Raw genomic sequence first — 18,920 nt, 5'->3', positions numbered from 1 at the left:
TATGTGATTGTCCTGTCTTAAGAGCAGATAAACCTTAAAACAGGGCAATCCCCACATGTTCGACGCCGCGCCTTTGCTGCGAGATGTCTTTGGATTCGACGACTTCCGCCCCGGTCAGGAAGAGATCGTCGATGCCGTGACCGCAGGCGAGAACGTGCTGGCCATCATGCCCACGGGCGGCGGCAAATCCCTGTGTTTCCAACTGCCTGCCCTGCTGCGCGACGGGGTGACGGTGGTGATTTCCCCGCTGATCGCCTTGATGCGCGATCAGGTGCGCGGGCTGCAAGAGGCCGGTGTCGAGGCCGGCGCCCTGACATCCGGCAACACCCCCGAAGAAACCGATGCCGTGTGGGAGGCGCTGGAGGCCGGGCGGCTGAAACTGCTCTACATGGCCCCCGAACGGCTGGCCGCCGGGTCGGCTTTGGGGATGCTACGCCGGATCAATGTCAACCTGATCGCCGTGGACGAGGCCCATTGCGTCAGCCAATGGGGCCACGATTTCCGCCCCGATTACCTGCGGATCGGAGAGCTGCGGCGCGCATTGGGCGTGCCTCTAGCGGCCTTCACCGCCACGGCAGATGCGGAAACGCAGGACGAGATCGTCGAGAAACTGTTCGACGGCACCGCGCCGCGCAAGTTCCTGCGCGGGTTTGACCGGCCCAACATCCATCTGGCCTTTGCCGCCAAGGACGGGCCGCGCAAGCAGGTGCTGGATTTCGCCGCCGCCCGCAAAGGGCAGTCCGGCATCGTCTATTGCGGCACCCGCAACAAGACCGAGGTGCTGACCCAAGCCCTGCGCGCCGAGGGCCACGTGGCCTGCCACTATCACGGCGGCATGAACCCCGAAGATCGCCGCATAGTCGAGACCCGCTTTGCCCGCGAGGACGGTCTGATCGTCGTTGCCACTGTGGCCTTTGGCATGGGCATCGACAAACCCGATATCCGCTGGGTCGCCCACGCGGACCTGCCCAAATCCATCGAGGCCTATTACCAGGAAATCGGCCGCGCCGGACGCGACGGCGGCCCGGCCGAGACGCTGACCTTGTTTGGACCCGATGATATCCGCCTGCGCCGGTCTCAGATCGACGAAGGGCTGGCCCCGCCCGAACGGCGCATGGCCGACCACGCCCGCCTGAACGCCTTACTTGGGTTGGCCGAGGCGCTGGTCTGCCGCCGTCAGACCCTGCTGGGTTATTTCGGAGAACAGGCCGCGCCTTGCGGCAAATGCGATCTGTGCGACACCCCGCCCGAGGTGTTTGACGGCACCACCCCCGTCCGCATGGCCCTGTCTGCGATCCTGCGCACCGAGGAATGGTTCGGCGCGGGCCATCTGATCGACATTCTGCTGGGCAATGAGACCGATAAGATCCGCGCCCGGCGGCATGACAGCTTGTCCACCTGGGGCATCGGCAAAGAGTGGTCGCGCCCGCAATGGCAGGCGATCTTCCGGCAGATGATGGGCCATGATCTGGTCCGCCCCGACCCCGAACGCCATGGCGCCCTGCGTATGACCGAGGCGGCCAAGCCGATCCTGAAAGGCGAGGAACAGATCAACCTGCGCAAGGACACGATCCGTAAGGCAACCCGCCGCCCCGCCGTCAAAATGATGGTGTCCGAAGAAGACGCGCCGCTGCTGAGCGCCCTCAAGGCCAAACGCCGCGCGTTGGCAGAGAGCGCGCGGGTGCCGGCCTATGTCATCTTCCCCGACCGCACCCTGATCGAGATGGCCGAAAACCGACCCGTCACACTGGACGACATGGCCCGCATTGGCGGCGTTGGCGCGAAAAAGCTGGAACGCTATGGCGATACCTTCCTTGAGGTGATCGCCGGTGCGGTCGAAACCGTGCACCCTGCCCGCCGCAAATTGGCCGGGCGCGATCAGGGCGAGATTTATGACCGGCTGCTGGAAGTTCAATCGCAACTTTCGCGCGGCCCCGACGGGATCGACAAGCCGCTGACCTGCTCGGCCTCGCAATTGGCCAAGGTGGCGCAATTGCGCCCCGGCGATCAGCGCGGGTTGGAACAAGTGCTGGGCGATCGTCGTCACGAAAGGTTTGGGGCCGCTTTTCTGGACGTCTTGCAACAAGCGGACTAGATACCCCGAACAGGCAAGCGAAGAGGGCGGATATGCTGGTAGTGATTTCCCCGGCCAAGCGGCTGGACTGGGCAGAACGGGACGTCAAGGTCACGCAGCCAGACTTTCAGGACGACGCGATCCGGCTGTCGAAAACCGCCCGCAACCTGACGCTGGGCGATCTCAAGAAACTTATGGACCTGAGCGATGATCTCGCGCGTCTGAACCGCGACCGCTATCGCGCCTTTTCCGATGCGCCGGAAGCAGACGTCACCCGCCCCGCCGCGCTGGCCTTTGCAGGCGACACCTATCAGGGTTTGGAAGCGGCCTCGCTGGACGCCGAGGAAATGGCCTGGGCGCAGGATCATCTGCGCATTCTATCCGGCCTCTATGGTGTGCTGCGCCCGCTGGACGCGATTCAGGCCTATCGGCTTGAGATGGGCAGTAAACTGAAAACCCGGCGCGGCAAGAACCTGTATGAATACTGGCGCGATCAGCTGACCAAAGCCCTGAATGCGCAGGGCACCGAGATTGGCACAGACGTGCTGGTGAACTGCGCCAGTCAGGAATATTTCGGCGCGGTCGATCCCAAGGCGCTGAAACTGCGGGTGATCACTCCGGTCTTTATGGAGGACAAGGCAGGCACCCCCAAGATTGTCAGCTTCTTCGCCAAGAAGGCCCGCGGAGCCATGGCGCGCTACATCATCCAGCACCGCCTGACCGATCCCAAAGGCCTGCTGGATTTCGATACCGGCGGCTATGAATACCGCCCCGACCTGTCAGAAGAAGACAAACCCGTCTTCCTGCGTCCTTATCAGGCCTGATCCAGCATCGACCGGTCATAGGCGACCAGTTCGACCGTGTTGCCTTCGGGGTCTTCGGTGAAGATGCCGCGCCATCCGATCCAGCCGAACTGTTCGACGCGGTAAGGCTGGCCGATTTTGTCATACCAGCGCATCACAGCCTGTTGTTCCTCAAACGGCAGGGACAGCGCGATGTGGTGCAGCGAGGATCCGGCCCCGGTCGCGGGCCTGTTGGCACCGTTCGGGTGCAAACCGGGCCGCGGGGCAACCATATGATGAAACAAGGCCAGCACCTGCGTGTGGCCGCCAAACCCTTCGGCAATGCGAAAGAATGTGATGGCGCTGTTGTGATCGCCGGTCAGGCGTTCCAGCCCGATTACATTCTCATAAAATTCGACCATCGCACCCATATCGGCGCACCGGATGGCAATCTCGCCCAATCCACGGGGCTGAAATCCACGATCTGACATGGGATCAGGCTAGCTGGCGGTGGCGTCTTCGGCAATGACGGGCAAGGCCTCCTCGGGCTGGTGATCCAGAATCATCTGATGGATTTTCCGTTTCTGCAGCGGCTTGGTCAGATAGTGGTCCAACCCCGCCGACAGGATACCCTGATCATCCCCGGCCATGGCATGCGCGGTCAGCGCAACAATCGGCACATGGCGCCCCGTTTCGATCTCGCGCCGCCGGATTTCTGCCGTGGCCTGTTTGCCATCCATTTTGGGCATCGAGATATCCATGAAAATCAGATCCGGATCGAAGTCCTGATGTTTGTCCACCGCCTCGACTCCGTTGCCCGCGAATTGCAGGTCGATATTCAGGTCCTTGACCATCTTTTGCAGGATCAACTGATTGGTCCGGTTGTCCTCGGCGGCCAGCACGCGCATCTGCCGCTGGCGTTCGCTGGGCTGCGCAGGCGGGGTTTCTGGCGCCTCCGGTTCCGGTGCGGCAGAGGCCCGCCCCAGCGTGGTCAGGCGCGCATACAGCTCGGCCCGGGGGATCGGCTTCTGCAATACCCCTTCGATCAGGTGGCGGGCCGGGTTGGCGTGGATAACGCCCGGGTTGGCCGACATCACCACCACAGGCAAATCGCCCCAGCCCCTGTCCTTGAGCGTGGCCGCCAGCTCAAGCCCGTCCATGTCGGGCAGGTCATGATCGCACAGCAGCAGATCGACACTGTCATCGACGGCAGCCAGCGCCTCCCCCCCCGAGGCACAGACGGTAACCCGGGACCCCAGCCGCCCCAGCTGTTTCGAAAGGATGGCGCGGTTCACGGCCTGATCCTCGACCACGATCACATGACGCAGGCGATCCGCCAGATCGGGCGGCAAGGGTTGCGGGCCTTCGACGGTGGGCAGCGAAACCCGAAACCCGAAACACGACCCCTGCCCCGGTTCGCTCTCGACCCAGACCGTTCCGCCCATCAACGTCACCAGCCGTTTAGTGATGGCCAGCCCCAGCCCGGTGCCCTCGAATTCGCGGTTCTTCTCGTCTTCGACCTGATTGAATTCACCAAAGATATGCCCGATCTTGTCAGCCTCGATCCCGATGCCGGTATCCTCGATCGCCACATGGATATCGCAAGTGTTGGTGTCTGAATTCGGCACCCCGGTCACGCGGATCAGCACATGCCCCTCAGCAGTGAACTTGACCGCGTTGCCCACCAGATTGGTCAGCACCTGCCGCACGCGGCCGGGATCGCCGACAAACAGGGTCGGCAGGAACAGGTCATAATCCACCAGCAGCGACAAACCCTTGTCGCGCACGCTGGGCTGCAACAGCATCGCGACCTCAAGAATGCAGCGTTCGAAATCGAACTGTTCGGGGTGCAGGATCAGCTTGTCGGCCTCGATCTTGGAATAATCCAGCACATCGTTGATGATCACCAGCAACGCCTCGCCCGAGTTGCGGATGGTGTTGAGATACAGGCGCTGCTCCTCGTCCAGCGGGGTTTCCGACAGCAATTCCGTCATCCCGACAATGCCGTTCATCGGCGTCCTGATCTCATGGCTCATATTGGCCAGAAAGGCGGATTTGGCCCGGTTTGCGGCCTCGGCCCGTTCGCGGGCGGCGTTCAGTTCGGCCTCATGCCGGACCGAGGCGGTGATGTTCAGGCCCAGGCTGACCACGTCGCCGCCATTGCCGCGCTGGTCGATCATCTTGAAATATTCACCGTTCCACAGCTTGATCACCACCGGATCCGGATGCGGTTGCGCCCAGCGCGCCTGCATTCTTGCCTGCCAGTCCGCCGCCTTTTCCGCCCCGGTATCGACCAGCCCCTCATCCGTCAGAATTTCGAGGATACGGGCGTAGGTGATGCCGGGCTCTACCTCATCCAGACCGTCAAACAGGCTGAGGTAAGTCGCGTTGGCCCCGATCATGCGGTTTTGATGGTCAAAGAAGGCAAAGCCGTCCTGAATGGTCTGCATCGAATGCCACAAGCGGCGTTCGGCCACCTCGATCTTGGCATTGGCCTCGGTCAGGTCGGATTTGACCTTTTCATTCTCGTCCCGGACGGTTTCAACCTCGGCCTGGGTTTCGCCGATGCGTTTGGTCAGCGCCACCGCGTGCAGACCCAGCTTCCGATTGGCCGAGGAAAGCTCGGCCTGTTTCATCGCCAGCAGACGCTCGGCCACCAGCCGCGCGCGCCGTTCCTGTGCCAGTTTGTTTGCAAGACTCATCTTTGGTGATCCCGGACCGTTCCGCGACCAGCATCCGGGCAGAGCGTGAAAAAGTGTTTAAGCCGTTGCCGGACCCGCGCGCCCCGTGTCAAAGTTTCAAAACCGGAGGTCTGCCATGCGCATTTCTCTCGCCACATCGGCACTTTGTTTTCTTGCCTCAATCGCATCGGCGACCGATTGCGCCACGGATGCGCAGGTGGATCAATACGTGCAGGACTATCTGGCCAACACCCCTACGCCCGCCCTTTCTGCCGGTGGCAGTATAGAGGACGCGTTGTGCACCCAAGCCAAGATTATTGCCGCGTTAGAGCCACATCTAGGCCCGGTCATCGGCTACAAGGCAGGCCTGACCAGCGCCCCGGCGCAGGAGCGTTTCGGGGCATCCGAGCCGGTTCAGGGCGTCCTGTTCCGCGACATGATGCTTGAGGACGGCGCAACGGTGCCGATCACATGGGGCGCCCGTCCGGTGTTCGAGGCCGATCTGGTTCTGGTCGTCGGGGACGCGGGCATCAATCAGGCCACGACACCCGCCGAGGTCATGCCACACATCTCGGCCATCCGCCCCTTTATCGAACTGCCCGACCTGACACTGGCCGAGGGCGAACCGATCACCCCGGTGACCCTGACCGCCATCGCGGTTGCACCAAAACTGGGCGTGTTAGGCTCTGAAATACCGGTTTCTGACCCTGTGGCGATGACACAGGCGCTGGCGGACATGACCGTCACGCTCAGCGCCGCGGATGGAGAGGTTCTGGCACAGGCCCCCGGCACGGCGGTTCTGGGGCACCCGGCCAATGCAGCCCTGTGGCTGATGTCCAAAGGGATCGCGTTCAAGCCCGGAGACATGATCTCGGTTGGATCCTTCGGACCGCTTGTGCCGCCTGCCAAAGGCAAGGGCGGCGCATCGGCCACCTATTCCGGATTGCCCGGCGATCCGACAGTCAGCGTGATGTTCGAGTAATCAGCGCCGCCCCTCGCGCAGCCAGCCGGCCAGCAGGAACCCTCCGGCCAGCACCAGCACCAGCCACGGCGGCAGCAGCCCGGCCTGCGTCACGTCGCGCGTTTCATAGGCGTTGCGCGGGGTCAGGCCGATCCAACCGCGACCCGAGGCCGGACGCCCGGCGCGGACATTGCGGATTGACGGCAACCCGTCCTCCAACCGCATCGCACCGCCGCGCAGCTCGTCCAGCAGGGGCTCCAAAACCTCACTGGTCGCAATGGTGCGTTCAAATTCCTTCGGCGCGGCGGGGCCCAGCCCGATCACCGCCATCTGGTCACCTTCCTGCAGACGGTAAAGGCCGATCTCGGGACCGTAATACAGCGACTCGAACCGACCCGGCGACACCTCATCCAGCGTAATCTCAAGCGTTTCGCCATTCGGGCGGGTGATGGTGACCGGCCCAACCTGATCCTCAAGCGTCTGCCGGATGATACGCATGAATTGGCCGTTGGCCTCGGCCCACAGGGCTTCTTCCTCCAACTCGGGCTCTTTCATCATCCAATGGGCCAGACGGCGCAGCAGTTCCAGCTGCGGGCCGCCGCCCTCAAAGCCCCGGCTCCAGAGCCAGGCGTGATCCGAGGCCAGCAGCGCCACGCGCCCTTCGCCCACACGGTCCAGCACCAGCAGCGGGCGGTCATCCACGCCGGTCATCAACAGCTCGCCCGTGCGGTGGTTCACGTCGATCTGGCGCAGCCACGCGCCCCAATCCTCGGAATCGCCCAGATTGGTCGTCACCGGATGGCGATGTCCCAGATCGGTGACCATCGGCACAAAGCGTTCCTCGATCACCCGCGCGGTAGGTTGCGCCGGCAGGATCGACGCCAAGGGCGAGCGGAAAATACTGTCGGCACTGGCGAAATCCGGCCCGGCAGCAATCAGAACCGCGCCGCCTTCGTTTATGTAGTTGGTGACATTGTCCAGATAGATCGCTGGCAGGATGCCGCGCCGCTTGTAGCGGTCAAAGATGATCAGGTCGAAATCGTTGATCTTCTCCAGAAACAGCTCACGCGTGGGGAAGGCGATCAGCGAGAGTTCGTCCACTGGCACACCGTCCTGTTTCTCGGGCGGGCGCAGGATGGTGAAATGCACCAGATCGACCGAGCTGTCGGATTTCAACAAGTTGCGCCAGGTCCGCCCGCCGGGATGCGGCTCGCCCGAGACCAGCAGCACCCGCAGCCGGTCGCGCACGCCGTTCATCTGGATCAGCGCGGTGTTGTTGCGGTCGGTCAGCTCGCCTTCGGCCTGCGGCACCGTGAACTGGATGACGTTGCGGCCACCATGGGGCAGCGTGATGGGCAGCTCGACATCAATGCCGATGGGGATGTTCAATTGTCCCGGCTCGGCCCCGTCGACCGACAGCTCAAGCGGTGCGGTCACGGCCCCGGCGGGCGCAGCCCCGCTGTCCTCGATCCGCAGGGTCAGGGTCACGGGCTCACCGATAATGGCAAAGGCGGGGGCGTTTCGGACGATCAGGCGACGATCCCAGTCGCTGTCGCGCCCGGTCTGCAGCAAGTGCAACGGCGCGGGTAGGTCCGGGGCCTGATCGACGTCATGCACGATGCCATCCGACACCACCAGAATACCGGCGATCCGGGCACGCGGTTCCTCGGCCAGCGCCTCGTTCAGCGCGGCCATGACCTGCGTGCCTTCGTCGCCGTTGCCATCACCCACCCTGATCCGGCGCAGTTCGGTATTGTCGCGGGATTCGATTTCGACGGCTAGATCCTCGGCCGCCCGTGCTGTCTGATCCGCCCGGTCCGAAAGGGTCTGGCTGGCGCTTTCATCCTCGATCATCAGCACGATGTCGGTCAGCGGCGCGCGGTCTTCGACCTGATAGACCGGTCCCGCCAGCGCGGCGATCACGACCAAAGCCGCCAACCCGCGCAAGGCCCAACCGGACAGGCCGCGCCACAGAGCCAGAATGACACCCGCAACCGCAATTGCGGCAACGATGGCCAGAACCGGCCACGGGATCAGCGGATCGAAGATGACGGTTCCAGTCATTGTCCCAACCTGTCCAAAAGCGCAGGCACGTGGACCTGATCGGATTTGTAATTCCCGGTCAGCACATGCATCACCAGATTGACGCCAAAGCGATTGGCCAGCTCGCGCTGACGTTCACCCGCGTAACCACGCCCCACCGGCAACAGCGCCTGCCCGTTGCGGTCCACCGCCCAGGCCGACGCCCAGTCGTTGCCGCCGATCACCACCGGGGTCACATTGTCATTGAGATTGCGGAAGGGCATCCCTTCGATCTGTTCCGCATCCAACGGAGCGGCCTCGACCCAGACCTCAGTGCCCGCGTAACGGCCCGGGAAATCCTGCAGCAGATAGAACGCGCGGGTCAGCACGTGGTCGCGGGGAACAGGCTCTAACGAAGGAATATTCAGCGGCCCGGCCAGTTGTTGCAGCTTGCGACCATTTGGGCTGGCGGCGCCATACCGCGCCACATCCGCATCCCGCGTGTCGAACAGGATCATGCCGCCCGAGCGCAGATAGGCGTTGAGCTTGGCATAAGCCTCAACCGAGGGCTGCGGCTGGTCCGGTGTGATCGGCCAGTAGAGCAACGGGAAGAAGGCCAGCTCATCACGCTCCAGATCCACCCCGATGGGTTCGATCGGCTCCACCGAAGTACGATAGAACAGCGTTTGCGACAGGCCGCGCATCCCCGCGCCTGCCACTTCGTCAACCTGCGCATTGCCGGTCAGCACATGGGCCAGCACCAGTTCCTGCGTGGCGCTCAGGGCAAATTCGGTCTCTTCCGGCGTCTGCGCCTGTGCCTCGGGCACCAGCAGCACCGCGCCCAGCGCGACCGCCGCCGCTTTGGCCAGACCGAGACGACCGGACAGGGCCAGCGAGGCGATCACGTCCAAGGTCAGCAGCAACAGTGCAAGGCTGAGCAGCAGCCCCCCGATCGGTGTCTCGTTATTCACTTCCTGCCCCTTGATCGGCACATCCGAGGGCCAGGTCACCGGGTTCAGCACCGCATCCTCGGGCAGAACATTCAACGCCAGTTTCTGCTTGCCGCTTTCATAAAGGCCGGGCTGCAAATCCGGCCCGATGGAACCCGAAATCAGGTCAGAGCCCTCAACACCCGCCAGATTGCCCGCATCCGAAAGGGTGCCAAACCCGTTCATGACCTGTATCGGCTCCCACGTGGTGCCTTGCAACTGAGCCTCTTGCCGGGATTTAGCGGCCGAAGCCACGGCAAGGCGATCCAGCATTTCGACAAACAGACCGGACAGCGGCAGGCTGGACCATTCTGCATCGGCGGTCACGTGGAACAGCACCACCTGCCCCAGCCCCAGCGCCTTGCGCGTGACTAGAGGCGTGCCGTCCGATAGTGACGCAATGACCCGATCCGCCAGGTTAGGGTCTGGTTGCGCCATGACCTGCGTGGTCACCGTGACATCGTCGGGCACCTGCAGCCCGTAGAAAGGCGAGTTTTCCGGGAACGGCGCCAACCCTTTGGCCTCACCCCAGCTCATCGCGCCACCGACCGAGCGGCCACCACTGCGCAGACGAACGGGCAGCAGGGGATCCGCGGCATCGCGACCCATATCGCTGGCGGCCATACGCGGGCCGGCAAAGCGCAGCAGCAGCCCGCCCTGTTCCACCCATTCGATCAGCGTGGCCTGTTCGCCGTCGGACAGTTTTGCCACATCGGCCAGAACGATCACATCCGGGTTGGCGGGCAGAACCTCCAGCAGCCCGCCTTCGACAAAATCCGCCGTGGGTTTCAGAACCTGCGTCAGGTAATGCAGCGGCGACAGCAGCTCCAGCCCCTCGCGGTTCAGGGTTCCGGCGATCAGGGCGACCTCGCGCCGACGCAGGCTGTCATCGGTCAGCGTCACCGCTCCGGCGGAACGCTGGCCTTGAATTTCGAACCGAGTGATCCGGGCGCGCAGTTCGGATGGCAGGGCCAGATCCACTTGCGCCAGGGTTTCTCCGCTGGGGAATTCCAATTCAGCCGATTGCAGGACACGCATCGCACCGGCCGGATCGCGGCCCTGCGCCAGCACGGTAATTCGGTCGGCAGGCCCCGGCACCGCGCGTTGCGCGGTCAACTGGATCACGCCGTCCTGATAGGCAGCAGGCAGAATCGCAACCACCGGTGCCGCGGATTGATACACCGTCACCGCGCCCCGCGCCTGCGCCGCCGCCAGAAACCGGTCATGGCCTTCAAAGGCCAGGCGATCACTGAACCAATGGGTATCAAAGCCTCCGTCCAGTTGACCCAGCGCGGCCAGCGCCTGATCGATCTGAATTTCGGTGGGCTGCCACGGGGTCGGCGTCAGGCCCGGCAGGCGTCCGCGCCATGCCTCGGCGGCCTGGAACACCGGCACTTCGGGTTCGGTCAGGCGCAGGATGGCCACGGTGCGCCCGGCCCGCCCGGCCTCGGTCAACTGCACGTCGATCTGATCCAGCGTCGAAGACCACCGCGTCGCCCCCGCCCAGCTGGCATCCAGCACCAGCAAGAGTGGCCCTGTCCCGGTTTCATCCCGCGAGGGGTTCAGGACCGGACCGGCCAGCCCGATGATGATCGCCGCCGCCGCCAGCATCCGCAGTAACATCAACCACCACGGGGTGCGGTCCGAGACGCTTTCATCATCCTTCAGCCCCAGCAGCAGCGTCACCGCCGGGAACAGGCGGCGGACCGGGGCGGGCGGGACTGCGCGCAGGATCAGCCACAGGATCGGCAGTGTCAGCAGACCCAGCAGCACCCATGGGGCGGTAAAGCCAATGCCCGCCAGAATCGTCATCGCGTACCCCCGTCCAGCGCCCGATAAAGCCACAACAGAGCCGCTTGTGCGCTGTCCTCAGTATGGTGCAGACCCAACTGCCAGCCGGTCGCGCGGCACAGCTGCGTCAGCGCGTCCTTGCGCTTGGCAAGGCGTTCCAGATAGCGCTCGCGCAGGTCTCCGGCCTTCAGGGTTTCGTGCCGGACCGAGCCGCCAACGCTTTCAAAGATGGTCCGGCCGCGATAGGGAAAGGTCTCTTCGCCGGGATCGAGAACCTGCAATAGAACACCCCGAACACCACGGTCGGCGGCTTTGGTCAGGGCAAGTTCGACCTCGTCCAAAGGGCCAAGAAAATCGGAAATGAACACGGCGCGGGCATGCGGGATCATGGCCCGATGTTCGGGCGGGGTATAATCGGTGTCGGAATCTTCGGACCAGGCCTGCGCCAGACGGATGACCTGCGCATTGCCGCGCCGGGGCGGCAGGGTGGTGCCGGTCAGGCCGACCCTCTCGCCGCCACGCACCAGCAGGATGGCCGTGGACAGGCCCAGCAGCCGCGCGCGGTCGGCTTTGGTGGGCAATGACTTATCGGAGGCAAACCGCATCGACGCGCCCTGATCCACCCACAGCATCACCGATTGCGCAATCTGCCATTCGCGTTCCCGCACAAACTGCTGATCCCCGCGGGCCGAGCGCCTGTGGTCGATCATCCGGCGGCTGTCACCGATCTGCGCCGGGCGGTATTGCCAGAAATCGTCACCAAGCCCCGAGCGTCTGCGCCCGTGATCGCCCAGCAGCACCGTTCCGGCCAGATGTTCAGCCCGCGCTAAAAGGGGCGGCAGCCGGGACGCCTCGGCCTCGGATCTTTCGCGAAGGGTCAGCGCGGCATTCACGCCGCAGCCTCGGTGCGGATCAGCCCGGCCGCGGTCGAGTCGATCAGATCGGCCAGACTGTCACCGCGCGCCCGCGCCGCAAAGTTCAGCGCCATCCGGTGGCTGAGCACCGGGCGCGCCATGTCCAGCACATCCTCGGCATTGGGCGCCAGCCGCCCTTGCAGCATCGCCCGTGCCCGCACCGTCATCATCAGCGCCTGCGCCGCACGGGGGCCGGGGCCCCAGGCGACAGTTTCGGCCACCCGTTCGGACACGCCCGCCTCTTCGGGGCGGAAGGCGCGGACCAGATCGAGGATCAGTTCAACAACCGACTCTCCCACCGGCATCCGGCGCAGCAGGACCTGCGCGGCCAGCAATTCCTCTTTGGTGAAAATTTCGTGCGCGTCGTCTTCTTCGACACCCGTGGTCGCCAGCAGGATATCGCGTTCGGTCTGACGATCCGGGTAATCCACGTCGATCTGCACCAGAAAGCGGTCCAACTGCGCCTCGGGCAGCGGATAGGTGCCTTCCTGTTCAATAGGGTTCTGCGTGGCCAAAACATGGAACGGCTCACCCAACGAGCGATCCTCACCCGCCACGGTCACCGTGCGTTCCTGCATCGCCTGCAGCAGCGCCGACTGGGTGCGCGGGCTGGCGCGGTTGATCTCATCCGCCATCAGCAGCTGACAGAAGATCGGGCCGGGAATGAACCGGAAATGGCGGCTACCGTCATCGGCGGTGTCCAGAACCTCGGACCCCAGAATATCGGCAGGCATCAAGTCGGGCGTGAACTGGATGCGGTTGCCATGCAGGCCCATCACGGTCGAAAGCGTCTCGACCAGTCGCGTCTTGCCCAGACCCGGCAGACCGATCAACAATGCGTGACCACCGCAAAGCAACGCGGTCAGGGTCAGATCCACGACCCTTTCCTGCCCGATAAAGCGGCGGGTGATCGAGGATTTGGCCTCTTGCAGCTTGTTTTCCAGCGCTTCGATCTCGGACACGAGGTCGGCAGGTTCGGTCATGACTTTCCCTTCCGTGGACTATTATGATTGAAGTGTATCGCGCTGAGAGGAAATGGCAAAAGCAATGAGCGGACAAAAACCTGTGACACCTTCGCCTGATGGCCTGGCTGCATCAGTTCAAGCGGCCAAATCCAGGGGATTGCCCCCCGTTCACCTGTGGAATCCTCCGTTTTGCGGCGATCTGGACATCCGGATCGCAAAAGATGGCACATGGAGTTATTTAGGCTCGCCCATCAACCGGTTCGAGCTTGTGAAGCTTTTTTCCTCAATTCTTAAGAAAGAAGACGGAAAATACTATCTGGTGACCCCGGTCGAAAAGGTGGGAATCACCGTCGAGGACGCCCCCTTTGTTGCCGTCGATTTCGATATCAAGGGCGAAGGTGAGGCGCAAAACCTGAGTTTCACCACCCATGTCGGTGACACGGCCGTGGCCGGGCCGGACCATCCGATCCGCATTGTCATTGATCCCGAAACAGATGAGCCGTCACCCTATATATTGGTGCGCGCAAACCTTGAGGCGCGGATTGACCGCAAAAGCTTCTACCGCCTCGTGGACATCGCCGAACACAGTGGCGATTGGTTTGGTGTCTGGTCCGGCGGGCAGTTTTTCCCCCTGATCAAGTCCGACGACCTGCCGGGTTAAGCGGGGTTCGCGACCTTCCGGTCCTGCGCCAGCACAACCGCCATCGCCACGATCCCCGCGCCCAGCGCTCGGGTCCAGTTCCACTCCTCCCCCAGCACCAGCATGATCAGCATCACGTAAAACGGCGCGATGTTGATGTGGAACGAGGCCAGCGCCACGCCTAGCCGTCCGACGGATGAGATGAACAGAACCTGACTAACGCCCATCGCCACCAGCGCGTAGATGCCCAGCATACCGATCTGCTGCACATCGATGGGCGCGGTCGGCATGACCTCCAGCCCCAATTGCCCGGCCACGAAAAACAGCAGCAACGCTACAACCAGTCCACCGGCAAAGGTGATGGTGCTGCGCCCGGTCTGGCTGAGTTCGGGAAAGTCCCGCGCGGTCGCCATACAGGCCCAGCAGAACAACCCGGTGGACACGATGGCACAGGCCGCGCCCATCCCCAATTGCGCCGGAGCCACGGCGCTGGTGGCGATCAGGCCGCCAATGATCGATACGACCACGCCAAGGGCAAAGCTCCACCGCAACCGCCGCGTTCCCGTCGCCAGCTCAATGAGCGTCGCAAACAGAGGCGCGCAGGACGCGATGATCGCCACGGTCACCGGGTCGGTCATCTTTTGCGCCAGAATGATCAGGAACATGCCCGCGCCCAGCATTGCGCCGACAAACAGCGCATGCCCCCAGCGCGCCCGCAACACACGGTCCCAGCCGTCGATCAGAAACCAGACCGGCAGCATGACCGCGACCGCCAGCGCCAGCCGTGCAGCAAACAACGCGACCGGAGGCCAGCTTTGCAACAACACCTCAGCCGCCGGGAACCCTGCTGCCCATGTCAGCATCGAGGCCACGGCCAAACCATTGCCGGACAAGGCAGAATTGCCGCCACCAGACACAGAGAGAGTGGTCCCGCGCGCGGGGTCAGGGCTCATTGCCATGGGGTTCATACCTTCTGTTGGCACGGCGTCGTTGAAATGATTCGCCGTCTAATTCGGACCGTCTCTGATTCACGCGGGGCGTTCTGGCCGATTTTCGACAATCTGTCGTTTTTGATCCTCTTTCACTGAAAACGCCTCGCCGCTAATCTCCGCGCAGAAACCGACCGAGACCGCCCATGCCCAGATTTGCCGCCAATATTTCCCTGCTCTTTACCGAGCTTCCCTATCTGGAACGCTTTCAGGCGGCGGCCGAAGCCGGGTTCAAAGCGGTCGAGATTCTGTTCCCTTATGAACTGGCCGCCAAGGAAACCCGCCGCGCGCTGCTGGCCAACGGCCTGGAATTGGTCCTGATCAACGCCCCGCCGCCCAATTACACCGGAGGGCAGCCCGGCTATGCCGCCATTCCGGGCGGCGAGGCGCGGTTCCAATCCGATATCCGCCGCGTGCTGCGCTATGCCGATATCCTGCGGCCGGGGCTGATCCACATCATGTCCGGCTATGCCTCCGGACCGGATGCGTTGGAAAGCTTCGTGCGCAACCTGCAATGGGCCGCCGACTTCGCCCCACAGCAACAGTTCACCATCGAACCGCTCAACCCGGTGTCCCAACCCGGCTATTTCCTGAATGACTATGATCTGGCAATGCAGGTGCTCGACCGGGTGGAGCGCCCGAATATCGGCCTGCAATTTGACAGTTTCCACGCGCATATGATCCACGGCAATGCGCAGTCGGTATGGGACCGCTTTCACCCTCGGGTCGTCCACGCCCAGATCGGTGCCGCCCCGGATCGCCGCGAACCAGGGCACGGGCCAACAGATTTCGGTCACCTGTTCACCGCCATGGACGCCGCAGGCTATGTCGGCTGGGTCAGCGCCGAATACGCGCCCTCAACACCCCGCACCCCCGACAGTCTTGGCTGGATGCGGGTCTAGCTCTGGCCTTTTGGCGGAAAATGCAGCACATCTGGGGCAACTCGACCCTTAGGATGTCCAAAATGATTTCTGCCCGTTATGCCCGCGCCGTGTTCAGCCTGATCATGTCGGGTCTGATGTCTTGTATCGTGACCGGTATCGCGACCGTGAAAGCCATTGGATTTGGCCCCAACACCCTGGCGGACTGGTTGGCGTCCTGGGCCTTTTGCTGGCCCATCGCCTTCATCGTCATCCTGTCGCTTGGCCCATCGGTGCAACGGCTGGTGAACCGCATGGTCAGTCCGCAGGGCTGACCCGCTGCGAAGAGGGCCCGCCGGGCCTGATGAGCGGCGCCCCCCTAGTGCGCCTCGGCCCAGTTCGCACCCTGGCCTGCATCCGCGACCAGCTTGATGTCCAGCTTCACCGCTGGGTCCGCCGCGCCCTCCATGACATCGCGCGCCACGCCGATCACCTGATCCACCGCGTCTTCGGCCACTTCGAACAGCAATTCGTCATGTACCTGCAAAAGCATCTTGGCGGGCAGCCCGTTGATCGCATCGGGCATCCGCACCATCGCCCGCCGGATCACATCCGCCGCCGTGCCCTGAATAGGAGCGTTGATCGCCGCCCGGCGCGAAAAGCCCGCATGCGGCCCCTTGGCATTGATCTCGGGCGTGTGGATTTTGCGGCCGAACAGGGTCTGCACGTAGCCATGCTCTTTGGCAAAGGCGACCGTGTCATCCATATAGCGCCGGATGCCGGGGAAGCGTTCGAAATAGCGGTCGATGAACCCCTGCGCCTCGGCCCGCGGAATGCGTAGGTTGCGCGCCAGGCCAAAGCCCGAGATGCCATAGATCACACCAAAGTTGATCGCCTTCGCCTGCCGCCTGATTTCGGGCGTCATCTCATCCAGCGGCACGTCGAACATCTCGGAGGCGGTCATGGCGTGAATGTCCAGCCCATCCGCAAACGCCTGTTTCAGAGTCGGAATATCCGCGATATGCGCCAAAATCCGCAGTTCGATCTGGCTGTAGTCGAGGCTGACCAGCACATTGCCCGGCTCGGCGATGAAGGCCTCACGAATACGGCGACCCTCCTCGGTCCGCACCGGGATGTTCTGCAGGTTCGGATCGGTCGAGGCCAGACGCCCCGTGTTCGCCCCAGTGATCGAATAAGAGGTATGCACCCGGCCCGTGTCGGGGTTGATATGCGTCTGCAGCGCATCCGTGTAGGTCGATTTCAGCTTGGACAGCTGCCGCCAGTCCAGCACCCGGCGCGGCAGTTCATGCTCGGTCGCCAAGTCCTCAAGAATATCGGCCCCGGTCGAGTATTTCCCGGTCTTGCCCTTCTTGCCGCCCTCAAGCCCCATCTTGTCGAACAGGATTTCCCCCAGCTGCGCGGGGGAGCCGACGTTGAAATTCTCACCGGCCAGTTCGTGGATTTCAGCCTCTAATCCGGCCATTTTTTGCGCGAAAGCGTTGGACATACGGCTCAGCACATCGCGGTCGACCTTGATGCCATGCATCTCCATCTCGGCCAGAACCGGAACCAGCGGACGTTCCAACGTCTCGTAAACGGTCGTCACCTGCACCTGATGCAGCTGCGGTTTGAACAGCTTCCACAGGCGCAGGGTGATGTCCGCATCCTCGGCGGCATAGGCGGTGGCCTCGTCAATCGGCACCTTGTCAAAGGTGATCGCCGATTTGCCCGACCCCAGCAGCGGTTTGATCGGGATCGGCGTGTGGCTCAGATAGCGTTCCGAGAGCGTATCCATCCCATGCCCATGCTCTCCGCCATGCATCGCGTAGGACATCAGCATCGTGTCATCGATGGGGGCCACGTCGACGCCATAGCGCGCGAAAATCTTGGCGTCGTATTTCATGTTCTGCCCGATCTTCAGGATCGACGGGTCTTCGAACATCGGTTTTAGCAGTGTTAGAGCCTGTTCCACCGGCATCTGTCCCTCGGCCAGCGCGTCCGAGCCGAACAGATCATCGCTCGCGCCCTCGCGGTGGGTCAGAGGGATATAGCAGGCCTCACCGGCCTCAACGCACAGCGAAATGCCCACCAGATCGGCGATCATTTCGTTCAGGCCGGTGGTCTCGGTATCGACGGCGATCCAGCCGCGCTCATAGGCCCGGTCGATCCACTTTTGCAGGGCACCGGCGTCGCGCACACAGTCGTATTTCCCGGCGTCAAACGGAATGTCCTCGGCTTGCGGCTCATCCACCGGCGCGGGGGCGTCGGCGATCACCGGAGCCTCGGCCCCCAGCTTGTCGGCGATGCGTTTGGTGAGGGTGCGGAACTCCATCTCGGCCAGAAAACCCAGCAGGGTTTCGGCATCGGGGTCTTTCACCTCAAGATCGTCCAGCGTGAAATCCAGCGGCGTCTGTTCGTCCAACTGCACCAGTTTCTTCGACAGCTCGATCTGATCGCGCTTTTCGATCAGGGTCTGGCGGCGCTTGGGCTGCTTGATCTCGTCCGCGCGGTCCAGAAGCGTTTCCAGATCGCCATATTCGTTGATCAGCAGAGCCGCCGTCTTGACCCCAATCCCCGGAGCGCCCGGCACGTTATCCACGCTATCCCCGGCCAGAGCCTGCACATCGACCACCCGTTCCGGGCCGACACCGAATTTTTCGAACACGCCATCCCGATCGATACGCTTGTTCTTCATCGCATCCAGCATTTCCACGCCGCCGCCGACCAGTTGCATCAGGTCCTTGTCGGAACTGACAATGGTCACTCGCCCCCCCGCCTCGCGCGCCTGCACAGCCAGAGTGGCGATGATGTCGTCGGCCTCGTACCCCTCCAGCTCTTTGCAGGCGATGTTGAAAGCACGCGTTGCCTCGCGGGTCAGAGGCATCTGCGGGCGCAGGTCCTCGGGCATCGCCTCGCGGTTGGCTTTATACAGGTCATAGAGGTCGTTGCGGAACGTGTGCGATCCCTTGTCAAAGATCACCGCCACATGGGTCGGCGCATCGGGGCCCGCGTTATCCTCGACATATTTCTGCAGCATGTTGCAGAACCCCGACACAGCGCCAATCGGCAACCCGTCGGATTTCCGCGTCAGCGGTGGCAGCGCGTGATAAGCCCTGAAAATAAAGGCCGATCCGTCGATCAGATGCAGGTGACACCCTTTTCCGAAATTGCTCATGCGCGCTCTCCCTGTCGGTCAGGAATGGTTCTGCCACAGGGCCGGACGGGTGGCCAGCCAAGAACGCGCCTCGCCAT

At 63.1% G+C, this 18,920-nt stretch carries 14 protein-coding genes; 6 read left to right on the top strand and 8 right to left on the bottom strand.

Annotated elements, in window-relative coordinates:
* The first annotated feature begins 55 nt into the window (after nt 1–55).
* Nucleotides 56–2,095 carry a DNA helicase RecQ gene (gene recQ / locus ACR0DO_RS08685; RefSeq protein WP_480557953.1) on the top strand — a complete coding sequence of 680 codons (2,040 nt, stop codon included), beginning with the start codon at nt 56–58 and terminating at the stop codon, nt 2,093–2,095.
* Between the two features lie 32 nt (nt 2,096–2,127).
* Nucleotides 2,128–2,898: a peroxide stress protein YaaA gene (gene yaaA, locus ACR0DO_RS08680; RefSeq protein ID WP_480557951.1), complete on the top strand. Its 771-nt coding sequence runs from the start codon at nt 2,128–2,130 to the stop codon at nt 2,896–2,898.
* On the opposite strand, the gene ACR0DO_RS08675 is transcribed toward yaaA, so the two are convergent.
* Together ACR0DO_RS08675 and ACR0DO_RS08670 are read right to left on the bottom strand one after the other, a co-directional pair.
* Entirely contained in the window at nt 2,889–3,347 is a 459-nt protein-coding gene (locus tag ACR0DO_RS08675) for a VOC family protein (protein WP_480557949.1), read from the bottom strand. The genes yaaA and ACR0DO_RS08675 overlap by 10 nt on opposite strands.
* A 9-nt stretch (nt 3,348–3,356) precedes the next feature.
* Nucleotides 3,357–5,558 carry a response regulator gene (locus tag ACR0DO_RS08670; protein ID WP_480557947.1) on the bottom strand — a complete coding sequence of 734 codons (2,202 nt, stop codon included), beginning with the start codon at nt 5,556–5,558 and terminating at the stop codon, nt 3,357–3,359.
* Nucleotides 5,559–5,673: 115 nt separating this feature from the next.
* On the opposite strand from ACR0DO_RS08670, the gene ACR0DO_RS08665 reads away from it, so the two are divergent.
* Complete coding sequence (locus tag ACR0DO_RS08665; protein ID WP_480557945.1) at nt 5,674–6,519, top strand: 2-keto-4-pentenoate hydratase; 846 nt, start codon at nt 5,674–5,676, stop codon at nt 6,517–6,519.
* Here ACR0DO_RS08665 and ACR0DO_RS08660 read toward each other — a convergent pair whose 3' ends face one another.
* Genes ACR0DO_RS08660 through ACR0DO_RS08645 form a run of 4 tightly spaced genes read right to left on the bottom strand, consistent with a single transcriptional unit; the run spans nt 6,520 to nt 13,197 of the window.
* On the bottom strand, nt 6,520–8,562 hold the full coding sequence (locus ACR0DO_RS08660; RefSeq protein ID WP_480557943.1) for a hypothetical protein: 2,043 nt from the start codon (nt 8,560–8,562) through the stop codon (nt 6,520–6,522).
* Nucleotides 8,559–11,321, bottom strand: coding sequence for a DUF4159 domain-containing protein (locus tag ACR0DO_RS08655; protein WP_480557941.1), 2,763 nt, complete (start codon nt 11,319–11,321; stop codon nt 8,559–8,561). The genes ACR0DO_RS08660 and ACR0DO_RS08655 overlap by 4 nt, the downstream gene beginning before the upstream one ends.
* Nucleotides 11,318–12,193, bottom strand: coding sequence for a DUF58 domain-containing protein (locus ACR0DO_RS08650; RefSeq protein ID WP_480557939.1), 876 nt, complete (start codon nt 12,191–12,193; stop codon nt 11,318–11,320). The genes ACR0DO_RS08655 and ACR0DO_RS08650 overlap by 4 nt, the downstream gene beginning before the upstream one ends.
* Entirely contained in the window at nt 12,190–13,197 is a 1,008-nt protein-coding gene (locus tag ACR0DO_RS08645; protein ID WP_170444176.1) for an AAA family ATPase, read from the bottom strand. The genes ACR0DO_RS08650 and ACR0DO_RS08645 overlap by 4 nt, the downstream gene beginning before the upstream one ends.
* A gap of 64 nt (nt 13,198–13,261) precedes the next feature.
* Here ACR0DO_RS08645 and ACR0DO_RS08640 point away from each other — a divergent pair, with 64 nt between their 5' ends.
* Complete coding sequence (locus tag ACR0DO_RS08640; RefSeq protein ID WP_480557937.1) at nt 13,262–13,840, top strand: DUF1285 domain-containing protein; 579 nt, start codon at nt 13,262–13,264, stop codon at nt 13,838–13,840.
* On the opposite strand, the gene ACR0DO_RS08635 is transcribed toward ACR0DO_RS08640, so the two are convergent.
* Entirely contained in the window at nt 13,837–14,778 is a 942-nt protein-coding gene (locus ACR0DO_RS08635; RefSeq protein ID WP_480557935.1) for a DMT family transporter, read from the bottom strand. The genes ACR0DO_RS08640 and ACR0DO_RS08635 overlap by 4 nt on opposite strands.
* Before the next feature lie 176 nt (nt 14,779–14,954).
* On the opposite strand from ACR0DO_RS08635, the gene ACR0DO_RS08630 reads away from it, so the two are divergent.
* Both ACR0DO_RS08630 and ACR0DO_RS08625 read left to right on the top strand, forming a co-directional pair.
* Complete coding sequence (locus ACR0DO_RS08630; RefSeq protein WP_480557933.1) at nt 14,955–15,710, top strand: hydroxypyruvate isomerase family protein; 756 nt, start codon at nt 14,955–14,957, stop codon at nt 15,708–15,710.
* Nucleotides 15,711–15,772: 62 nt separating this feature from the next.
* Nucleotides 15,773–16,003: a DUF2798 domain-containing protein gene (locus ACR0DO_RS08625; protein WP_170672805.1), complete on the top strand. Its 231-nt coding sequence runs from the start codon at nt 15,773–15,775 to the stop codon at nt 16,001–16,003.
* Nucleotides 16,004–16,047: 44 nt separating this feature from the next.
* Here ACR0DO_RS08625 and polA read toward each other — a convergent pair whose 3' ends face one another.
* Nucleotides 16,048–18,843 carry a DNA polymerase I gene (polA, locus tag ACR0DO_RS08620; RefSeq protein ID WP_480557931.1) on the bottom strand — a complete coding sequence of 932 codons (2,796 nt, stop codon included), beginning with the start codon at nt 18,841–18,843 and terminating at the stop codon, nt 16,048–16,050.
* Nucleotides 18,844–18,920: the final 77 nt, after the last annotated feature.

It is taken from the genome of Ruegeria sp. AM9 (assembly GCF_056540565.1).
The sequence above is the reverse complement of the archived record's forward strand: the minus strand, read 5'-3'. Positions and strand labels throughout refer to the sequence as shown.

Coding starts and splice junctions, on each gene's coding strand:
- ACR0DO_RS08670 (WP_480557947.1), bottom strand. CDS start 5,558: ATGAGTCTTGCAAACAAACTGGCACAGGAACGGCGCGCGCGGCTGGTG.
- ACR0DO_RS08660 (WP_480557943.1), bottom strand. CDS start 8,562: ATGACTGGAACCGTCATCTTCGATCCGCTGATCCCGTGGCCGGTTCTG.
- ACR0DO_RS08655 (WP_480557941.1), bottom strand. CDS start 11,321: ATGACGATTCTGGCGGGCATTGGCTTTACCGCCCCATGGGTGCTGCTG.
- polA (WP_480557931.1), bottom strand. CDS start 18,843: ATGAGCAATTTCGGAAAAGGGTGTCACCTGCATCTGATCGACGGATCG.
- ACR0DO_RS08635 (WP_480557935.1), bottom strand. CDS start 14,778: ATGGCAATGAGCCCTGACCCCGCGCGCGGGACCACTCTCTCTGTGTCT.
- ACR0DO_RS08640 (WP_480557937.1), top strand. CDS start 13,262: ATGAGCGGACAAAAACCTGTGACACCTTCGCCTGATGGCCTGGCTGCA.
- ACR0DO_RS08630 (WP_480557933.1), top strand. CDS start 14,955: ATGCCCAGATTTGCCGCCAATATTTCCCTGCTCTTTACCGAGCTTCCC.
- recQ (WP_480557953.1), top strand. CDS start 56: ATGTTCGACGCCGCGCCTTTGCTGCGAGATGTCTTTGGATTCGACGAC.
- ACR0DO_RS08625 (WP_170672805.1), top strand. CDS start 15,773: ATGATTTCTGCCCGTTATGCCCGCGCCGTGTTCAGCCTGATCATGTCG.
- ACR0DO_RS08675 (WP_480557949.1), bottom strand. CDS start 3,347: ATGTCAGATCGTGGATTTCAGCCCCGTGGATTGGGCGAGATTGCCATC.
- yaaA (WP_480557951.1), top strand. CDS start 2,128: ATGCTGGTAGTGATTTCCCCGGCCAAGCGGCTGGACTGGGCAGAACGG.
- ACR0DO_RS08645 (WP_170444176.1), bottom strand. CDS start 13,197: ATGACCGAACCTGCCGACCTCGTGTCCGAGATCGAAGCGCTGGAAAAC.
- ACR0DO_RS08665 (WP_480557945.1), top strand. CDS start 5,674: ATGCGCATTTCTCTCGCCACATCGGCACTTTGTTTTCTTGCCTCAATC.